The organism is Saccharopolyspora sp. NPDC002376 (assembly GCF_053593195.1).
Genome location: NZ_JBSFBZ010000002.1, coordinates 1 through 18,626, shown reverse-complemented (window position 1 = coordinate 18,626; position 18,626 = coordinate 1). Strand labels below are relative to the sequence as shown.

Here is an 18,626-nt window from a genome sequence, read left to right as displayed (position 1 = left end):
GTGTGCGGGCTCGGTCGAGACGGTGGTCGGTGGGATGTGAAAACCTTGGGTCGTGGCCGTAAGCCGTTCCAACCCAACCGAGCTGTCCCCGGCCGAGGCGTTCGCCAGGTCTTCTCACCGGGGCGTGCACCCGAAGTTGACCGACTTCGCCGGGCAGCAGTCCTTCGAGCTCGATCCCTTCCAGCGCACCGCGTGCCAGGCGTTGGAGGCCGGCCGCGGCGTGCTGGTGTGCGCGCCGACCGGGGCGGGCAAGACCATCGTCGGCGAGTTCGCCGTGCACCTGGCGTTGCAGGAGGGGCGCAAGTGCTTCTACACCACGCCGATCAAGGCGCTGTCCAACCAGAAGTACGCCGACCTGTGCGAGGTGCACGGTAGCGACGCGGTCGGGTTGCTGACCGGCGACACCTCGATCAACGGCGACGCCCAGGTGGTCGTGATGACCACCGAGGTGCTGCGCAACATGCTCTACGCGGGTTCCAGCAGCCTGGAGCAGCTGGGCTACGTGGTGATGGACGAGGTGCATTACCTCGCCGACCGGTTCCGCGGCGCGGTGTGGGAGGAAGTGATCCTGCACCTGCCGGACCACGTGCAGGTGGCGAGCCTGTCGGCGACTGTGAGCAACGCCGAGGAGTTCGGCGAGTGGCTGCAGGAGGTGCGCGGCGACACCACCATCGTGGTCGACGAGCACCGGCCGGTGCCGCTGTGGCAGCACATGCTGGTCGGGCCGCGGATGTTCGACCTGTTCGGCGGGGAGACCGCCGACCGCGAGCTGCAGATAAACCCGAACCTGCTGCGCCACACCCAGCAGCTGGCCCGCGTGCACCTGCCCTACGGCGGTCGCCGCAGCGGCCCCAACAACGGCAAGCGCAAGGGCCCGCGCCCGCCCCGGTTCTTCCCGCCGTCGCGGGTGGAGGTGCTGACCGGGCTGGACGCCGCCGGGCTGCTGCCGGCGATCGTGTTCATCTTCAGCCGCAACGGCTGCGACCAGGCCGTTTCCCAGTGCGTTCGTGCCGGGCTGCGGTTGACCAGCGACGCCGAGGTCAACGAGATCCGCGAGGTGATCGACCAGCACACCGCGAACCTGCCGGAGAGCGACCTGGCGGTCCTGGGCTTCTGGGAGTGGCGGGAGGCGCTGGAGCGCGGGCTCGCGGCGCACCACGCCGGCCTGCTCCCGGCGTTCAAGGAGACCGTCGAGGAGCTGTTCGTGCGCGGCCTGGTCAAGGCCGTGTTCGCCACCGAGACGCTGGCGCTGGGCATCAACATGCCCGCCCGCACGGTGGTGCTCGAGCGGCTGGTGAAGTTCAACGGCGAGTCGCACGTGGACCTCAGCCCCGGCGAGTACACGCAGCTCACCGGCCGGGCGGGGCGGCGCGGCATCGACATCGAGGGCCACGCGGTGGTCGTCTGGCAGCCCGGGGTCGACCCCAAGCAGGTCGCCGGTCTGGCCTCCACCCGCACCTACCCGCTGCGCTCCTCGTTCCGGCCCGGCTACAACATGGCCGTCAACCTGGTGCAGCGCGTCGGGCAGGACGCGGCGCGGGACCTGCTGGAGCAGTCCTTCGCGCAGTTCCAGGCCGACCGGTCGGTGGTGGGGCTGTCGCGGCGGGTGGAGCGCAACAACGAGGCGCTGGCCGGCTATTCCGAGTCGATGCACTGCCACCTCGGCGACTTCGACGAGTACTTCCAGCTGCGCCGCCAGATCTCGGAGCGGGAGAAGCACCTGGCCCGGCAGAACCGGCAGTCGCGGCGCGCGGAGGCGGCCAAGTCGCTGGAGAAGCTGCGCAAGGGCGATGTGATCGCGATTCCGGCCGGTCGCCGGGAGGGGCTGGCGGTGGTCATCGATCCGGGCCTGGAGCCGATGGGCGAGCCGCGACCGCTGGTGGTCACCGAGGACCGCTGGTCGGGGCGGTTGTCGGTCGCCGACTTCACCTCGCCGGTGGAGCCGCTGGGCAAGCTCAAGCTGCCCAAGCACGTCGACACCCGGTCCCCGAAGTCCCGCCGCGACCTGGCCTCGACGCTGCGTAACACGGGGCTGTCGCCCTCCGGCGGTCGCGGCAGGCGGCGTTCGGACGCCACCGACGATGCGGAGCTGGCGACGCTGCGGCGCGCGATGAAGGCGCACCCCTGCCACGGCTGCGACGAGCGGGAGAGCCACGCGCGCTGGGCGGAGCGCTACGAGCGGCTGCGCGGGGAGAACGAGAACCTGCGCCGCAAGGTCTCCGCGACCACGCACTCGCTGGCCCGCGCCTTCGACCGGATCGTCGCGCTGCTGACCGAACGCGACTACCTGCCCGCGGAGGCGGGGGAGGACAGCCAGGTCACCCAGCACGGGCGGCGGTTGTCCCGGCTCTACAGCGAGTCCGACCTGCTGGCCGCGGAGTGCTTGCGGGTCGGCACCTGGCGCGGGCTCGGCCCGGCCGAGCTGGCCGCGGTGGTGTCGTCGCTGGTGTACGAGTCGCGGCGCGAGGGGCTCACCCCGCAGGTGCCGCACGGGTCGGTCACTGACGCACTGGAGGCCACCTGGCAGCTGTGGGCGGAGCTGGAGGACGACGAGCGGCGGCACAAGCTCAACCGCACGCGCGAGCCGGACGCGGGCTTCGCCTGGCCGGTGTTCCGCTGGGCGCGCGGTGAATCGCTGGAGAAGGTGCTCACGGCGGCCGAGTCCAGCGGGCACGAGCTGTCGGCGGGCGACTTCGTGCGGTGGTGCCGCCAGGTCATCGACCTGCTGGACCAGATCCGCGAGGTGGTCGGGGTGTCCGAGCCGGTGGGCGCGGCCGCGGCGAAGGCGGTCAGCGCGATCCGCCGGGGCGTGGTCGCGGCCGGCGCGGTCTGATCGATCCCGTTGGCCCTGCCCGGCCGATTCGGGCGGTCGGGTGGTTGTGGTTGGATTTCCTCGCGACGGCGTGATCGTCGCGAGGAACTTCGTCCGGAGGTGCAGATGTCGTCCCCCTACGGCCCGCCAGGGGGCTACCCCCACTGGGGTCAGCAGCCCCCGAACACCGGGATGCCGCAGGGTGGGGCGGGCTACCCGCAGCCGGGCTTCGCCCCGCAGCCTCCGGCGCCGCAGCAGCCTCCGCCGCCGCAGTACGGCTACGGGCAGCAGTTCCCGCCGCCGTACCAGCAACCAGGTCAGTTCCCGCAGGGTCAGTTCCCGCAGCAGGGTGGTTTCGGCGCTCCGCCGCAGCGCAAGAAGCGCTCCGCGCTGCCGTGGGTGCTCGGCGGCTCAGGGCTGCTCGTGGTCGTCGTGGTGCTGGTGCTGGGCTTCGTCGCGCCGGGTTGGTTCGTGCGGTCGGTGTTCGACGCTTCGAGCGTCGAGAAGGGTGTCGAGCAGACGCTGAAGAGCTCCTACGGGCTGCCCGGGGTCGGTTCGGTGTCCTGCCCGGGCGGGCAGGTGGTGAAGGCGGGCAACCGGTTCGACTGCCAGGTGCAGATCGACTCGGAGCCGAAGACGGTCACCATCACCGTCAAGACCGACAAGGGCGTTTACGAGGTCGGCCACCCGAAGTGAAAAATCGGTCGCCCCGGAAGCGGGTGATCGCCGACAATCGCGGTGTGATCGAAGTACGCGCACTCGCGGAGTCGGAATTCCGGGCGGCCCAAGACCTGTTCCGGCGGGCGTTGCTGCACCGACCGGTGAAGGACGAGGACTGGCCGCGCGCCCGAGACCGCTACGAGCTCGGACGGGTTCACGGGGCGTTCGACGGCGGCGAGCTAGTCGGCACGGCGATGGCCACGACCAACGAGCTCGCGGTGCCCGGCGGACGGGTGCCGGCGGGCGCGGTGACCGGAGTCGGTGTGCGCGCGGACCGGACCCGGCGCGGCGTGTTGCGCGGACTGATGCGGGCCCAGCTGGAGGACGTGCGCCAGCGCGGTGAGCCGGTGGCGATGCTGCACGCCTCGGAGGCCACGATCTACGAGCGGTTCGGCTACGGCGTGGCGAGTCGGCACCTGAAGGTGGAACTCGAGCGCGCGCGGGTCGTGTTCCGCGATGACGCGCCGCAGGGCGGCGAGGTGCGGATCCTGGACTGGGAGGCGGCCGAACCGCTGCTGCCGGAGATCTACCAGCGGTGCGGGATCGACCGGCCGGGGCAGATCGGTCGGGACAAGGCGTGGTGGTCGGGTATTCGGCAGTACCTCGGTGCTGGTTGCCTGATCGCGGTGCACACCGGTGAGGACGGCGTGGACGACGGGTTCGCGGTGTACGAGCCGAAGCGCGGCGAGGGATCCGTGCTGGACGTCCACGACATGAAGACCGCGGATGCGACGGCGGCGGCGCAGCTGTGGCGGTTCCTGCTCGGCGTGGACTTGGTCGATCGCGTGGTGGGCCACGTCCGGCCGTTGGACGAGCCGTTGGTGTGGTGGTTGACCGATCGCCGCCGGTGCGCGGTGACCGAGGTCGAGGACGACCTGTGGGTTCGCCTGGTGGACGTGCTCGCAGCGTTGCGGGCCCGGACCTTCGGCGCTGCGGAGCCGGTCGTGGTCGAGGTGCGGGACGAGTTCTTGCCGGACAACGCGGGTTGTTACCGCATTGGCCCGGACGAGGTCGAGCGGTCCACCGCGGCGCCGCAACTCGGCCTCGACGTCGCGACGCTCGGCGCACTGTACCTGGGCGATCAACTGCCGTCGACCCTCGCGGCGGGCGGACGCATCGAGGTGCGCGACCCGGCGGCGGTCGCCGCGGCCGACCGGTTGTTCGCCACGCTCGGAACTCCCTGGTGCGGAACCGGATTCTGACCTGACGGCGACGTTCCGCCGGTGGGCGTTTTGCCCGAGGTGGAGCGTCGCCGCGTGGAGAAACCCCTGCTGCGGCGCTTGATGTGGCAGTGACTGCCCGAAAATCATTGCTGGACAATCGGTTGATCGTCCGCACTGTGATCCACAGTGGACTTCCGGGTTGGTTCCGCGATGCTCCAGACGGAGCAGGAATTCCTTTCCCGGTACGAACATTCGAGTGTTCTTCCGCTTCGCGCTTTCCCTTTTCCCGGTTCTCCTGGTTTTACTGCTCCGCACCACGGCGCGGGGCCGCCGCGCCGGTCGGAGTCGTCGAGCGACGGCTCGCCAGGAGGTCCGATGAGACGGAGCATGGGTACGGCGATCGCGGCGTTCGCCCTGATCGGGGCGACCGCCATCCCAGCGCAAGCGGAATTCGACAGCGGCGCGACGGGCCGCTACATCGTCGTCCTCAAGGGCGGCACGGATTCGAACCTGCTCTCCCAGCTGCACACCGACCAACTCGGCGTGTCGGTCGACCACGTCTACCGCTGGGCGGTGTCGGGCTACTCGGCCACCATGACCGAGTCCGCCAAGAACCGGCTCGAGCGGGATCCGTCGGTGGCCTGGATCCAGCCGGACCGGGAGGTCCGAGCCACCGAGCAGACCACGCCGACCGGGGTGGACCGCGCCGACGCCGACCTCAGCAAGACGGCGGCCATCGACGGCAAGGACGATCGCGTCGACGTCGACGTGGCGGTGATCGACACCGGAGTCGACCTCGACCACCCGGACCTCAACGTCAACCGGGCGGGCGCGAAGAACTGCGCGCTGCTCGGGCTGAACCCCGACGACCGCAACGGCCACGGAAGCCACGTCGCGGGAACCATCGGCGCGCTGGACAACGACCTGGGCGTGGTCGGCATGGCACCGGGCGCCCGGATCTGGCCGGTGAAGGTGCTCAACGACGCCGGCATGGGCAGCACGTCGGACGTGGTCTGCGGGATCGACTACGTGGCCGCGCACGCCAACGAGATCGACGTCGCCAACATGAGCCTCGGCGGTGCCGGTTCGGACGACGGCAACTGCGGCAAGACCGACGGCGACGTCCAGCACCAGGCGATCTGCCGCGCGGTCGCGGCCGGCGTGACCTTCGTGGTGGCCGCGGGCAACGACGCCGCCGATGCGGCGAAATCGACGCCCGCTGCCTACGACGAGGTGATCACCGCCAGCGCGTTGGCCGACTTCGACGGCAAACCAGGTGGTCTCGGGCAGTCGACCTGCCGGGCGGACCAGGACGACACGATCGCCGACTTCTCCAACTTCGGCCCGGACGTCGACGTGATCGCACCGGGCGTGTGCATCCTGTCGACTTGGAAGGACGGCGGCTACAACACGATTTCGGGCACGTCGATGGCCAGCCCGCACGTGGCAGGCGCGGCGGCGCTGTACAAGGCGACCAACCCGGGTGCCAGTCCCGACCAGGTCAAGAAGGCGCTCCAGCAGTCGGGCGCCAAGGACTGGATCTGGCCGGCCCAAGACCCGGACGGCATCCAGGAACCACTCCTGAACGTCGCCAACTTCTGATCCGGCGCTGACCTCGGGTGTTGAGTGCGTAACAGTGTTCGAACACTGTTGCGCACTCACCACCCTTGTGGTTCGGCTGGGGCAGGGGTTGAAAATATGTAGACCGACTGTCATATTTTTGTGCGTGAAGAAGGGTGCGCAGACGCGGCAGCAGATGCTCGAGACCGCGATGGAGCTGTTCAACCAGCAGGGATACCACGGCACCGGGGTCAACCAGGTGCTCGCGGAGTCCTCGGCGCCGAGGGGATCGCTGTACTTCCACTTCCCCGGGGGCAAGCAGCAACTCGCCGCCGAGGCGGTCGCTGCCTCCGGGCAGCACGTGGGCGAGCTGCTGGCGCTGGTGCTGACGGAAGTGGCGGAGCCGCGCGAAGCGGTCGCGGCGATCATGGACCACTTCGAACGGGTGCTGGTCGGGTCGGACTACCGCAGCGGATGTCCGGTGGCCACGGTCGCTCTGGAGGCCTGCGCGGAAAGCGCGGACGTGCGGAACGCGTGCGGCGGCGCCTACGAGGGATGGCGGCAGCAACTGGCCGAGGGGTTCGGTGCTTGGGGAATTCCCGCTGAACAGGCCGGAAATCTCGCCGTGGTCGCGTTGTCGATGCTCGAGGGCGCGCTGCTGCTGAGCAAGGTGCAACGGGACGTCGCATCGCTACGGACGGTGGGCGAGCAACTGATCGTGCTGCTGGAAAGCGCGCGGGCGGGGAGGAACTGATGCGGATCCACCACCTCAACTGCGGGACCATGAGGCCCTTCGGCGGTCGGCTGGTCAACGAGGGCGGAAGCCGGTTCGGCGCGGCGCGCATGATCTGCCACTGCCTGCTCATCGAGACCGAGCAGGGGCTGGTGCTCGTCGACACCGGCATGGGCGTTCCGGACGTCACCACGCACGCGAAGCTGATGAAGCAGCGGCTGCGGATGGCTCGGCCGGTGCTCGACGTCGCGGAAACGGCTGTGTCCCAAGTGGAGCGCCTCGGCTTCAGGGCTGAGGACGTGCGGCACATCGTGGTGACCCACCTCGACCTCGACCACGCGGGCGGGCTGCCGGACTTCCCGCACGCCCAGGTGCACGTCCACGACGTCGAACACCAAGCGCTGGTGCGGGGGCTGGACGGGGATCGCTATCTCCAGCACCAGTTCCAGCATGGTCCTAAGTGGACTGTTCACGGAAGTGTCGACGGGGAGCGCTGGTTCGGCTTCGAGGCGGTGCGCGACCTACCGGGGTTACCGCCGGAGATCCTGCTCCTGCCGTTGCCCGGTCACACCCGCGGCCACACCGCGGTCGCGGTGCGGCGGTCCGACGGCAAGTGGCTGCTGCACGCCGGCGATGCGTTCTTCCACCACGGAGAGATGGCCGACCGCCCGCACTGCACCCCCGCGCTGCGCTTCTTCCAGAACCGGGTGCAGGTCGATGGCCCGTTGCGGGTGCGCAACCAGGCCCGGTTGCGGGACCTGGCCACCGCGCACCGCGACCAGGTGGAGGTGTTCTGCGCGCACGATCCGGTTGACCTGGATCGCTACAGCTCCTGAGCTGGAGGCGTCAGAGTTCGAGCGCGGCGATGAGGCGGTCGATGCTGGCGCCCAGGCCCCAGGTCTTCTGCAGCTCGCGCATTCGGTCGATGTCCACTTCGGACTTCGGCATCGGGTCCGGGCGGTCGATGACCACCGGTGCGTCGCGCGCCACGCGGACCACCGACGGTGCCGCGGCTAGGTAGTCGGCCGCGTCGGCGAGCTTGCCGCGCACGCGCGGTGTCAGGCTGGCGGCACCGCTCTCGGCCGCGGCCAGCAGGGCATCCAGGGAGCCGAACTGGGTGATCAGCTTCGCGGCCGTCTTCTCGCCGATGCCCGCCACGCCGGGCAGGCCGTCCGACGGGTCGCCGCGCAGCACCGCCATCTCGGCGTAGTCGTCACCGGCCCGGTCGGAGGACAGCGCGTACTTCTCGGCGAGCTCGGCGGGCCCGAAGTCCTGCGCCTTGGCCAACCCGGCGCCGATGTAGATCACCCGCACCGAGGTGGGGTCGGTGCGCACCAGTTGGAACAGGTCCCGGTCGCCGGTGATGACCTCCACCGGATCACGGTCCTCGCGATCGGCCAGCGCGCCGATGACGTCGTCGGCCTCGTAACCCTCGGCCTCGGCCGTGGCGATCCCCGCCGCGTCGAGCACCTCGAGGATCACCGGGACCTGCGGGGACAGGGTGTCCGGGACCTCTTCGGCGTCCGGGTCCTCCTCGGCCACGCGGTGCGCCTTGTAGGACGGCAGCGCATCCACCCGGAACTGCGGCCGCCAGTCGTTGTCCAGGCAGGCGACCAACCTGGCCGGGCGCCGGTCGGTGATCAGCTTGGCGAGCATGTCGCAGAAGCCGCGCACGGAGTTCACCGGAGTGCCGTCCGGTGCGGTCAGCGAGTCGGGCAGGGCGTAGAACGAGCGGAACCACAACCCGGCCGAGTCGACGAGCATCAGAGGACCAGTCACCGCCCCAGCTTGTCACGCCCCGGTGACAATCGGCTGCCCGGCGTCCTCGTCGTGTGGACGGCGGGTCGATCAGCTGACGCCGCGGAGCACGGGAGCTGTCCACGTCAAACCTGCTCGGAACGCTCGCTGAAGCCCTGCCCGCGGGGACTGCGAGCTTCGGTGTCGATGTCGTTGCGCGCCGACCACGACGTGGTGATCGGAGCCGACGGGATCCGCAGCGGAGTGCGCCAGGCGCTCTTCGGCGTTGTGGACCGCGCTCGCCGTGGCCACTGCGGCGATGTCGGCCTCGTGGATCGGCGCCTGCGCCGCAGCGTGGCGACAGAATTCTTGGTGTTCGTCCGGTTGGGCTGATCATTCCGCCTGTCGGAAGCTGGGTTTCAGGTTTCCGGATTTCCCTAAATTTGGGCGGGCAGTGTCCGGCGGGCGCGACGTCGCAGGCAGGGGTATCGACGCTGGATCGCGCTCGAAGCAATGAACCGCAGGGCTCCGGTCGTCCTGCTGTGGGCGTCGACCGGAGTGTCGGCGTTCGCCACGGCGGTCGCGCTGCTGGTGGTCCCGTGGTTCGTGCTGTCGCTGACCGGCAGTGCGACGTTGGTGGGAGCCGTCGCCGCGGTCGAGATGGCCGGGCTGGTGGCGTTGGCCGGGGTGGGCGGTCCGCTGGTGGACCGGCTCGGCGCGCGCCGCAGCGCCATCGGATCGGACCTCGCGGCTGCCGCGGTGCTCATCGCGATTCCGTTGCTGCACAACACGTTCGGCCTGGCGATGTGGCAGGTTTTCGTGCTCGCCGCGCTGTTCGGTGCGAGCCGAGCGCCTGGGCAGACCGCGCGGCGGGCGGTGGCCCCGGACCTCGTCGAGCAGGCCGGGATTCCCTTGGAGCGCGGCACCGGAGGGCTCGAGGCGGCCAACCGATCCGCGCGGATGCTCGGCGCTCCGCTGGGCGGCGCGGCACTGGCTGTGGTCGCCGAAACCACCGTGCTGGCCGGCGTAGGAGCCCTCTTCGCACTGGCTGCAGGACTGACCGCGCTCGGCATTCCGCGAATCCGCGCCGAGCGCTCGATCGACGGCTACCTGGCGGACCTCCGTGCTGGCGCCCACGCCCTGCTCGGCGACCGCCTGCTGGTGGTGATGGTGCTGGTCCTGCTGGTGATGAACACGCTGGACATGGCTGCGATCGGGGTCTTCCACCCGATCTACGCGGCCGAAGTGCTGCACAGCCCCATCGCGCTCGGCACGATGAGCGGAGTCCTGGCCGCCACGGCACTGCTGGGCAACCTCGCCTACAGCTGGCTCGGTCCACGGCTACCGAGACGGTTCTTGCTGGTCACGGCCATCGCGATCTCCGGTGCTCCGCGATACGCGGTCATGGCCCTGGAACCCGGGCCGCCAGCAGTGCTGATCGCCATCGCCATCGCGGGCCTGACCTCGGGCGCGATCAACCCGACGCTGTCGGTGATCGCCTACGAGCGGGTCGATCCGAACATGCGCGGCCGAGTCCTCGGCCTGACGAGTGCCGTCGCGATGGGCGGCGCTCCGCTGGGCGCGCTCGTCGGAGGAGCGCTGGTGGACGGCGTTGGTCTGCCCACCGCGCTGTGGTCGGCCGGTGCGGTTTACGTGCTGGTCACGCTCGCGATGGTGGTGCTGCCGGTGTGGCGGGACCTGGACCGCGCGGCGGATCCGGTGCCGTAGCCGTTGCGCTTGACCCCCGGACCGCCCGCACGTCGGGACTTCACCGCGGGATTAGGCTTGGGAGCTATGGCCACCGACTCGTTCAAGCAGGATCATTCCGTGCTCGCCGCCCGGCTGAACCGGGCGGTCGAAACCGCAGCCGCGGCTGACCTCGACGCGCTGCTGATCTCGCCCGGTTCCGACCTGCGGTACCTCCTGGGCGCCGGTGGGGAGTCGCACGAGCGGCTGACCTGCCTGGTGCTGCCCGTCGACGGCACGCCCGCGCTGGTGGTGCCGAAGCTGGAGGAGCTCGGCTTCGCCGACATCCCGCTGGCCGAACTCGGCATCGAGGTCGTCACCTGGGTCGACGGACAGGACCCGCACGCCATGGTGGCCGACGTGGCCCGCCGCGGCGGGAAGCCGAGCCGACTGGCCGTCGCCGACGTGATGCCCGCGCTGCACGTCCTGCCGCTGCGTGCCGCGCTGCCCGACGCCGAGCAGGTGCTCGCCGGTGGTGTGCTGCGCGAGCTGCGGATGCGCAAGGACGCCGCCGAGATCGAGGCGTTGCGCAAGGCTGGAGCGGCCATCGACCGGGTGCACAACCGGATGGCCGAGTTCCTCAGGGTCGGCCGCACCGAGGCCGAGGTCGGGGCCGACCTCACCGCCGCGATCATCGAAGAGGGCCACACCGAGGCCGCTTTCGTCATCGTGGGCTCCGGTCCCAACGGCGCCAGCCCGCACCATGCCCTGTCCGACCGCGTGATCGAGCGTGGCGACGTGGTCGTGATCGACATCGGCGGCCCGATCCCGGAGGGCTACAACTCCGACTGCACCCGCACCTACGCGATCGGCGAACCGGCGCAGGCCGACGTCCGCGAGACCTACGCCGTGCTGGAAGCCGCGCAGCGCGCCTCGGTGGAAGCGGTCCGCCCCGGCGCGACCGCGGAGTCCATCGACGCCGCCGCCCGCGAGCCGATCGCCGCGGCCGGGTTCGGCGAGTTCTTCGTGCACCGCACCGGACACGGCATCGGGCTCGACGTGCACGAGGAGCCCTACGTCGTGGGCGGAAACGCCATCGAGCTGGAGGCGGGTATGGCCTTCAGCATCGAGCCGGGCATCTACCAGCCGGGCCGCTGGGGCGCGCGCATCGAGGACATCGTCATCGTCACCGAAGACGGCGTCGAGAGCGTGAACAACCAGCCGCACGAGTTGGTGGTGCTGCCGGCGTGAGCGAGCGAACCGCAACTCCGGCCGCGCTGGAAGCCACCGACCGGGCCATCCTCCGCGAGCTGGCCCGCGACGGCCGGTGCAGTTTCACCGACCTGGCCGAGCGCGTCGGGTTGAGCGTTTCCGCTGTGCACCAACGAGTTCGGCGGCTGGAGCAGCGCGGCGCGCTGCAGGGGTACACGGCCAAAGTGGACGGTGACCAGATCGGGTTGCCGCTGACCGCGTTCATCTCACTGACCCCGATCGACCCGGCGGCACCGGACGACTACCCGCAGCGGCTGGAGCACCTGCCGCAGATCGAGTCGTGCTACTCGGTGGCCGGCGACGAGTCCTACATCCTGCAGGTGCGGGTGGCTTCCCCGCTGGGTCTGGAGGAACTGCTCCGCCAGATCCGCGAAGCGGCGAAGGTCTCCACCCGCACGACGGTGGTCCTGTCCACCCCGTTCGAGAACCGCCCTCCGGCGATCTGACCCGGGCTTCCGCGATTTCCATTGAAATCAGGTCTTCGATTTCAATGGAAATCGCGGAACACCCCCGACACGCACCGGCATGTCGTCCCCGGCACGCCGAAGTGACGCAACTTCCAGACGTCTGATTTCCATTGAAGTTGCGGAAGTTCTCCACAGCCTGGACGAAAAGTCCGTCAGGGGTGGAGGGCGGCGTTGTGGGCGGGGACCGGGTGGAGGTTGCCGTGGTCGTCCGGTAGACAGACCGCTGCCGGCTCTTCGCTGGTGAGGAACTCGCTCAGGCAGCGGCCCAGCTGGCGGTGGCCTGCGGCGTTGGCGTGGTAGGACTCCTGCATAGCGTGCGCGGCGCGCGACTCGTCCTGGAGGCTCGCCCAGTCCACAGACAGGCGCGTGAACCACTCGCCAGCGCCCGTCTTCGGATTCCCGGTGCAAGCCTCGTGGCCTGAGCTCGCGCGGGAGAGGTCCAGGAACCGGGCGCCGACCTGCTGAGCGACGTCGTGCAGCCCGCTCGACAGCTGCGGTACGCCGGTGTCGCGGATCCACTGCAGGTCGCTGGTCAGGAACGGGCAGCCGGACAGGTTCTGCAGCTCAGGCCGGACACCGGGGCCGACCGGAGAGGCGTAGGACTGCACGATCAGCGAGTAGCTGCTCGGCGTGTACCCGGCGCTGTCCATCGCGGCCCGGACGTCGTCCAGCGCGCTGCGCACCTTCGGCTTCATCCGCTCGACGCGCTGCGGCAACTCGGTGCGCAACGGCCCGGAGCAGCCCGCGTCGTCACGGCGCATCCAGGCCTCGACGCACTGGTTGACCACGTCGGTGAATCCCACGTCGTCGTTCGCGCCGACCTGCACCACGATGTCGGTGATGCGGTAGCGCTTGGCCAGCTCGGCCAGTTGCGCGGACTGCGAGCCCTCCGCGTGGCCGGGCTCCGGGTCGGCGCCGACGATCTCCGCGCCCGCGCCCGAGCAGGCCAGGTTGATGCGGGTCACGTCCTCCGGCAGCTGCAGCTGGTTGATCGGCGCGGCGGCCGAGCGGTGGCACCAGTTCCCGCGCTCGCCGTTGGTGCCGGCGACGTAATCACCGCCACCCTCGCCGGACAGCGTGCTGTCGCCCATGGTGACCACGGCGGACGGGAGCTGCTTGGGCTGCAGCGGAAGTCCCGGCAGGTATTGGTCGCTGATCAGCAGCGCGAGCGTCAGCACCCCGCTGACGGCCGCGAAGAGGAGTGTTTTCGTTCTGTGCGCCCGCATCGCAGGAATTCTATGGGGGCAGCGGGGGAGGATCTCCATCACCTCTGGCCGGTGCGGGAGCATTTGCCGGGTCTGGTTCGTTGTACTCGGTGACTGCAAGTCGACAGGAGGGCCCTGCCGTGCCGATCTTCGTTGTGCTCCTGGTCGCAGTGGTGGCCGAGATCGCCGTGCTGGTGGTGCTCGGCCAGGCGATCGGGGTGCTGCCCACCCTCGGGCTGCTGGTGGCCGGGGCGGTGCTGGGCACCTGGCTGCTGCGCCGGGAGGGGCGCCGCACGGTGGCGGAGTTCCGGGAGGCCGCGCGGCTGCGGCGCTCCCCGGACCGGGAGATCTCCGACGGCGTGCTCATCGCCGCCTCCGGTCTCCTGATCTTCCTTCCGGGCCTGCTCAGCGACATCGCGGGTTTGCTGCTGCTCTTCCCGCCGATCCGCGCGGTGCTGCGCAAGCGGATGCTGCGCGCGGCCGAGCGGCGGTCGAAGCAGATGCAGGACCGGGTGTGGTTGCACACCCAGCGGGTGCGTCGGGAGCGGGGCGCGGCGGGCAGCGATGTGATCGACGGAGAGGTGATCTCGGTCACCGAGGACGACGAGCCCACCGCGGACGCCGGGCCGAAGTTGTTGCCGCCGCAGGGATCTGCGCAGGCAGAACGGTCGGACGAGCAACCGCGCAGCTGATCGGGTCGACGGTCCGTCGGGGCTCGTGCGGAGGCGGGTAAGCTCCCCCGAACCAGCCCATACCGGCGTCGCGCGCCGGTCGCGATCGCAGCGAAAACCCGAGACGGGGAAGCACGAAGGACATGTCCGAGACCACGTTGCTGCTCGGCGGACGAATCCACTCGCCCGTCGATGCCGCCGCCACGGCGATGGCCGTGACCGATGGCACCATCTCCTGGCTCGGATCCGACGACGTCGGCCGCGTGCTGCACCCCGACGCCGAGATCGTGGACCTGGAAGGCGCGTTCGTCGCGCCCGCGTTCGTCGACGCGCACGTGCACGCGACCTCCACCGGCCTGCTGCTCAACGGACTGGACCTGACCGGCTGCGCCTCACTGACGGAGTTCCTGCATGCGCTGCGCGACCACGTGGCCGAATACCCGGGCGCGCTGGTGTGGGGCCACGGCTGGGATGAGACCTGGTGGCCGGAGCGCCGCCCGCCGACGCGCGAGGAGATCGACACCGCTGCTGCAGGTGCGCCGGTGTACCTGTCGCGGATCGACGTGCACTCCGCGCTGGTGTCCACCACGTTGGTCGACCGCGCGCCGCTGGCACGGGGTGCGGAGGGCTGGAGCGACTCGGGCCCGCTGACGCGCGTCGCGCACCACCACGTGCGCCGGGCCGCGCGGGAGTGCCTCGGTTCCGGGCAGCGCAAGGAAGCCCAGCTGGCGTTCCTGCGGCATGCCGCCTCGAAGGGCGTGGCCTGCGTGCACGAGTGCGGCGGGCCGGACATCTCCGGTGCGCAAGACCTCGTCGACCTGCTCGCGCTCTCGGCGCAGGGCGGGGTTCCGGAGGTCATCGGCTACTGGGGTGAGCTCGGAGCTGTCGATCGCGCGGCGGAGCTGGGCGTTCGCGGCCTGGCCGGTGACCTCTTCGTCGACGGTGCGGTCGGTTCGCGCACTGCGGCGCTGCGCGAGCCCTACGTCGACGACCCGAACACCTCCGGTGTGCTCTACCTCGACGCGAGAGCGGTGGCCGAGCACCTGGTGGAGTGCACCCGGGCTGGCCTGCAGGCCGGGTTCCACGTCATCGGTGACGCCGGGGTCGCCGAGGTCTGCGCGGGCTTCCGCAAGGCGGCGGAGATCGTCGGCGTGCCGACGCTGGCCAGCATGCGCCACCGGCTCGAGCACCTGGAGATGGTGGACGAGCAGCAGGCCGCCGAACTCGGCCGCTACGGCGTGGTGGCGTCGGTGCAGCCCGCGTTCGACGCAGCGTGGGGTGGCTCGGCTGCGATGTACGCGCGCCGTCTCGGCGTGCCGCGCGGCACGCGGCTCAACCCGTTCTCGAAGCTGGCTGCCAGCGGCGCGCTGCTGGCGTTCGGCTCGGACGCCCCAGTGACGCCCATGGACCCGTGGCGGGCCGTGAAGGCCGCTGTGCACCACCGCACCGACGGCTTCGGCGTCTCGCCGCGTGCGGCGTTCACCGCGCACACGCGTGGCGGTTGGCGAGCGGCGGGTGTGGACGACGGCGTGACCGGCACCCTCGTGCCCGGCGCGCCTGCGACTTACGCGGTGTGGGACGCTGGCGAGCTCGTCGTGGCCGCGCCGGACTCGCGGGTGCAGCGCTGGTCGACCGACCCGCGCGCCGGGGTGCCCGCCCTGCCGGACCTCTCGCCGCAGGCCCCGATGCCGCGCTGCCTGCGCACCGTCCTCCGCGGCGAAACGATCTACACCCGCGTCCACGAAGACGACGAAATCGTCTGAGCGTCCCCTCCCGGGCCAGGCGCTGGCGCGGAGGGTGGTCAATTTCTCGTGAAATTGGGCCAGCCCTTCGCCCGACCACCACCCCCAAGGTGGCGCTTCGCGCCGCTGTCATTCAGACCCAGGTGCCGTGCGCAGGCGTTTTGGAGGAGTTCGGAGGCAGGTTTTGATGGACCGGGGACTTCCTGACCTCCCTGTTCGGGCGGTGCTCGATGACGTCGCCGGGGCGTTGGCCGAGCGCGGCACCGCGGTGCTGGTGGCTCCGCCGGGTACCGGTAAGACCACGCTGGTTCCGCTCGCGCTGGCCGAGCAGGGGTTGAGGGTCGTTGTCGCCGAACCGCGCCGATTGGCTGCTCGTGCTGCGGCGGAGCGCATGGCGGCTCTGCTCGGTGATGACGTGGGGCAGCGTGTGGGTTATTCCGTGCGCGGTGATCGACGCCGGAGTGCGCGCACTGTTGTCGAGGTGGTGACCTCGGGTCTGCTGGTGCGGCGGTTGCAGGGCGATCCCGAGCTGCCCGGGGTGGACGTGGTGATGCTCGACGAGTGCCACGAACGCCACCTGGACGCCGATCTGCTGCTGTCGCTGCTTCTCGACGCCCGTGAAGGCCTGCGCCCGGACCTGCGACTGCTGGCGACTTCGGCGACGGTCGCCGCTGGGCGGATCGCCGAACTGCTCGGGGACGCTCCGGTGCTGGAGGCGCACGCGCGGACGCACCCGGTGCGCACCTCGTACCTGCCGCCGAACCGCGGCGAGCGGATCGAGGCCTGCGTGGCGCGGGCGGTGCACACGGCGTTCGCGGAGCAGGATGGCGACGTGCTGGCCTTCCTGCCCGGTGCCGCCGAGATCCGCCGCGTCGCCGGACATCTGGCTGGGTCCGATGTGGACGTTCTGCCGCTGCACGGCAGATTGCCGCGCGCGCAACAGGATTCGGCGCTGAAGGTGGGGAAGCGGCGCAGGGCGGTGCTGGCGACGGCGGTCGCCGAGTCGAGCTTGACGGTGCCGGGCGTGCGCGCGGTGGTCGACTCCGGGCTGGCCCGCGTATCGCGCGTGGACAACCGCCGCGGTCTGTCCGGCCTCGCCACGGTGCGGGTTTCGGCGGCGGTTGCCGACCAGCGCGCCGGTCGTGCCGGGCGGCAGGGGCCGGGCGTGGTCTACCGCTGCTGGCCGGAGCACGAGCACAGCACGCTCCCGGCCTATCCGGAGCCGGAGATCCGCACCGCGGAGTTGACCCGGCTGGCGCTGGAGCTGGCTTGCTGGGGCACGCCGGACGGATCGGCGCTGGCCTGGTGGGACGAGCCGCCGACCGGTGCGCTCGCCGCTGGCCGGGAAGTCCTGCGAGGTCTCGGAGCCCTGGACGCCTCCGGCACGGTGACCGACCGCGGGCGCCGCATGGCAGAGCTAGGCCTGCACCCCCGGTTGGCCCGCGCGCTGCTCGACGGGTCTGAGCAGGTGGGCGCCGACATCACGGCGGAAGTGGTCGCGCTGCTCGACAACGATGCGCTGACCAACGAGATCGACGTGAACTCCGCCCTTGCCGCGTTGCGGCGCGGCGGGCCGGGAAGCGATCGGTGGCGCAGCGAGGTCCGCAGACTCCGGTCGTTGGTGAAGGGGCGCAGCGGGGACGGCGATGCGGCGCTGGTCGTCGCGCTCGCGCAGCCGGAACGCTTGGCCCGGCGCCGCGGCGCCGAGTCGAACGTGTACTTGATGGCTTCCGGGACTGCGGTGCAGTTGCCGGCCAATTCGAGCGTGCGCGGTTCGGAATGGCTCGCCATCGCCGTCGCGGACCGGGCGCCTGGCAGCGCCCACGGCATGATCCGGTTGGCCGCTCCGGCGGACGAGAAGTTGGCCCGCACAGCCGCGCCCGCGCTGGTCAGCACGGCTGACGAGATCGGTTGGGTGGACGGCGACGTGCGGGCGGTCCGCGTCGAGCGGCTCGGTGCGATCACGTTGGGGCAGCGGCAAATCCGCGACCCCGACCGGGCCGAGGTCCGCCGTGCGCTGGTGGACGGTCTTCACGCGGACGGTCTGGAACTGCTGGACTGGAGCGACGACGCGCGGCGGCTGCGGCAGCGCCTCGGCTTCCTGCACGCCGCGCTCGGCGATCCCTGGCCGGCGACCGACGATGAGTCTCTCCTGTCCGCAGTGGACAGTTGGCTGGAACCGGAGCTCAGCAATGCCCGTCGCCGCGCGGATCTGCGGATCTCGGCGGGCACGGCGTTGCGTCGCCTGGTGCCCTGGTCGGTGGCCGGGCGGCTGGACGAGCTGGCGCCGGACCGCATCGAGGTGCCCTCCGGCTCCCGGATCAAGGTCGACTACACCGATCAGCCGGCCCTCCCGGTGAAGTTGCAGGAGGTCTTCGGCTGGTCCGAGGCCCCCAGCATCGCCGACGGCCGGATCCCGCTGGTCCTGCATCTGCTGTCCCCGGCGGGCCGGCCCACAGCGGTCACCTCGGACCTGAAGTCCTTCTGGGCCAACGGATACCACCAGGTCCGCTCAGAACTCCGAGGCCGCTACCCCAAGCACCCCTGGCCCGAAGACCCCACCGCAGCAACCCCAACCCGCCGAACCAAACGCCCCTGACCCGCGGCTCCCGCCCACCGGGCTCCTGGCGCGCGGGAAACCACAGTTTCAATTGAAACTGTGATCCGTCGTGCCTGGGATTTACAGTTTCAATTGAAACTGTGGACCACCGGCGTGTCGGGACCCGACATGCCGACGGGCGTTGGGACCCGACATGCCGACGGGTGTGGACAACTGGCCGGGGTTGGGGACTACTTCCGCGATTTCAATGGAAATCAGACGTCTGATTTCCATTGTCGGGGTGCACCGCGGCGGCGGC

15 protein-coding genes are annotated in these 18,626 nt (G+C 70.7%); 13 read left to right on the top strand and 2 right to left on the bottom strand.

Annotated features, from left to right (window positions below):
* Positions 1-52: 52 nt before the first annotated feature.
* From ACWCO2_RS01820 to ACWCO2_RS01795, 6 genes are all read left to right on the top strand, one after another.
* A complete protein-coding gene (locus ACWCO2_RS01820; RefSeq protein ID WP_450125794.1) occupies positions 53-2,833 on the top strand; it encodes a DEAD/DEAH box helicase in 2,781 nt (926 codons plus the stop codon).
* Positions 2,834-2,938: 105 nt separating this feature from the next.
* Positions 2,939-3,508, top strand: coding sequence for a DUF4333 domain-containing protein (locus tag ACWCO2_RS01815; RefSeq protein ID WP_450125793.1), 570 nt, complete (start codon positions 2,939-2,941; stop codon positions 3,506-3,508).
* 44 nt (positions 3,509-3,552) lie between these two features.
* Positions 3,553-4,734: a GNAT family N-acetyltransferase gene (locus ACWCO2_RS01810; protein WP_450125792.1), complete on the top strand. Its 1,182-nt coding sequence runs from the start codon at positions 3,553-3,555 to the stop codon at positions 4,732-4,734.
* A gap of 336 nt (positions 4,735-5,070) precedes the next feature.
* Positions 5,071-6,297: a S8 family serine peptidase gene (locus ACWCO2_RS01805; RefSeq protein WP_450125791.1), complete on the top strand. Its 1,227-nt coding sequence runs from the start codon at positions 5,071-5,073 to the stop codon at positions 6,295-6,297.
* A 124-nt stretch (positions 6,298-6,421) separates the two neighbouring features.
* Complete coding sequence (locus tag ACWCO2_RS01800) at positions 6,422-7,009, top strand: TetR/AcrR family transcriptional regulator (RefSeq protein WP_450125790.1); 588 nt, start codon at positions 6,422-6,424, stop codon at positions 7,007-7,009.
* Positions 7,009-7,824 carry an MBL fold metallo-hydrolase gene (locus tag ACWCO2_RS01795; RefSeq protein ID WP_450125789.1) on the top strand — a complete coding sequence of 272 codons (816 nt, stop codon included), beginning with the start codon at positions 7,009-7,011 and terminating at the stop codon, positions 7,822-7,824. Before ACWCO2_RS01800 ends, ACWCO2_RS01795 begins: the two co-directional genes overlap by 1 nt.
* A 10-nt stretch (positions 7,825-7,834) precedes the next feature.
* Here ACWCO2_RS01795 and ACWCO2_RS01790 read toward each other — a convergent pair whose 3' ends face one another.
* Positions 7,835-8,752 (bottom strand): 5'-3' exonuclease, encoded by a 918-nt coding sequence (locus tag ACWCO2_RS01790; RefSeq protein ID WP_450126006.1) that lies wholly within the window; start codon positions 8,750-8,752, stop codon positions 7,835-7,837.
* Positions 8,753-8,932: 180 nt separating this feature from the next.
* Here ACWCO2_RS01790 and ACWCO2_RS01785 point away from each other — a divergent pair, with 180 nt between their 5' ends.
* From ACWCO2_RS01785 to ACWCO2_RS01770, 4 genes are all read left to right on the top strand, one after another.
* Complete coding sequence (locus ACWCO2_RS01785) at positions 8,933-9,118, top strand: hypothetical protein (protein WP_450125788.1); 186 nt, start codon at positions 8,933-8,935, stop codon at positions 9,116-9,118.
* A 120-nt stretch (positions 9,119-9,238) separates the two neighbouring features.
* Entirely contained in the window at positions 9,239-10,453 is a 1,215-nt protein-coding gene (locus tag ACWCO2_RS01780; protein ID WP_450125787.1) for an MFS transporter, read from the top strand.
* 66 nt (positions 10,454-10,519) lie between these two features.
* On the top strand, positions 10,520-11,662 hold the full coding sequence (locus ACWCO2_RS01775; protein WP_450125786.1) for a M24 family metallopeptidase: 1,143 nt from the start codon (positions 10,520-10,522) through the stop codon (positions 11,660-11,662).
* A gap of 26 nt (positions 11,663-11,688) precedes the next feature.
* A complete protein-coding gene (locus ACWCO2_RS01770) occupies positions 11,689-12,129 on the top strand; it encodes an Lrp/AsnC family transcriptional regulator (protein ID WP_093155725.1) in 441 nt (146 codons plus the stop codon).
* 173 nt (positions 12,130-12,302) lie between these two features.
* Here ACWCO2_RS01770 and ACWCO2_RS01765 read toward each other — a convergent pair whose 3' ends face one another.
* A complete protein-coding gene (locus tag ACWCO2_RS01765) occupies positions 12,303-13,376 on the bottom strand; it encodes an SGNH/GDSL hydrolase family protein (RefSeq protein WP_450125785.1) in 1,074 nt (357 codons plus the stop codon).
* Positions 13,377-13,495: 119 nt separating this feature from the next.
* Between ACWCO2_RS01765 and ACWCO2_RS01760 the strand changes: the two genes are divergently transcribed.
* From ACWCO2_RS01760 to hrpB, 3 genes are all read left to right on the top strand, one after another.
* A complete protein-coding gene (locus ACWCO2_RS01760) occupies positions 13,496-14,047 on the top strand; it encodes an FxsA family protein (RefSeq protein WP_450125784.1) in 552 nt (183 codons plus the stop codon).
* Positions 14,048-14,169: 122 nt separating this feature from the next.
* On the top strand, positions 14,170-15,789 hold the full coding sequence (locus ACWCO2_RS01755) for an amidohydrolase (RefSeq protein WP_450125783.1): 1,620 nt from the start codon (positions 14,170-14,172) through the stop codon (positions 15,787-15,789).
* Between the two features lie 166 nt (positions 15,790-15,955).
* Complete coding sequence (hrpB, locus tag ACWCO2_RS01750; RefSeq protein ID WP_450125782.1) at positions 15,956-18,367, top strand: ATP-dependent helicase HrpB; 2,412 nt, start codon at positions 15,956-15,958, stop codon at positions 18,365-18,367.
* Positions 18,368-18,626: the final 259 nt, after the last annotated feature.

Bases quoted from the DNA above. Each gene is read 5' to 3' on its own strand.
- ACWCO2_RS01815 (WP_450125793.1), top strand. From the start codon at position 2,939: ATGTCGTCCCCCTACGGCCCGCCAGGGGGCTACCCCCACTGGGGTCAG.
- ACWCO2_RS01805 (WP_450125791.1), top strand. From the start codon at position 5,071: ATGAGACGGAGCATGGGTACGGCGATCGCGGCGTTCGCCCTGATCGGG.
- ACWCO2_RS01795 (WP_450125789.1), top strand. From the start codon at position 7,009: ATGCGGATCCACCACCTCAACTGCGGGACCATGAGGCCCTTCGGCGGT.
- ACWCO2_RS01790 (WP_450126006.1), bottom strand. From the start codon at position 8,752: ATGCTCGTCGACTCGGCCGGGTTGTGGTTCCGCTCGTTCTACGCCCTG.
- ACWCO2_RS01785 (WP_450125788.1), top strand. From the start codon at position 8,933: ATGTCGTTGCGCGCCGACCACGACGTGGTGATCGGAGCCGACGGGATC.
- ACWCO2_RS01780 (WP_450125787.1), top strand. From the start codon at position 9,239: ATGAACCGCAGGGCTCCGGTCGTCCTGCTGTGGGCGTCGACCGGAGTG.
- ACWCO2_RS01775 (WP_450125786.1), top strand. From the start codon at position 10,520: ATGGCCACCGACTCGTTCAAGCAGGATCATTCCGTGCTCGCCGCCCGG.
- ACWCO2_RS01765 (WP_450125785.1), bottom strand. From the start codon at position 13,376: ATGCGGGCGCACAGAACGAAAACACTCCTCTTCGCGGCCGTCAGCGGG.
- ACWCO2_RS01755 (WP_450125783.1), top strand. From the start codon at position 14,170: ATGTCCGAGACCACGTTGCTGCTCGGCGGACGAATCCACTCGCCCGTC.
- hrpB (WP_450125782.1), top strand. From the start codon at position 15,956: ATGGACCGGGGACTTCCTGACCTCCCTGTTCGGGCGGTGCTCGATGAC.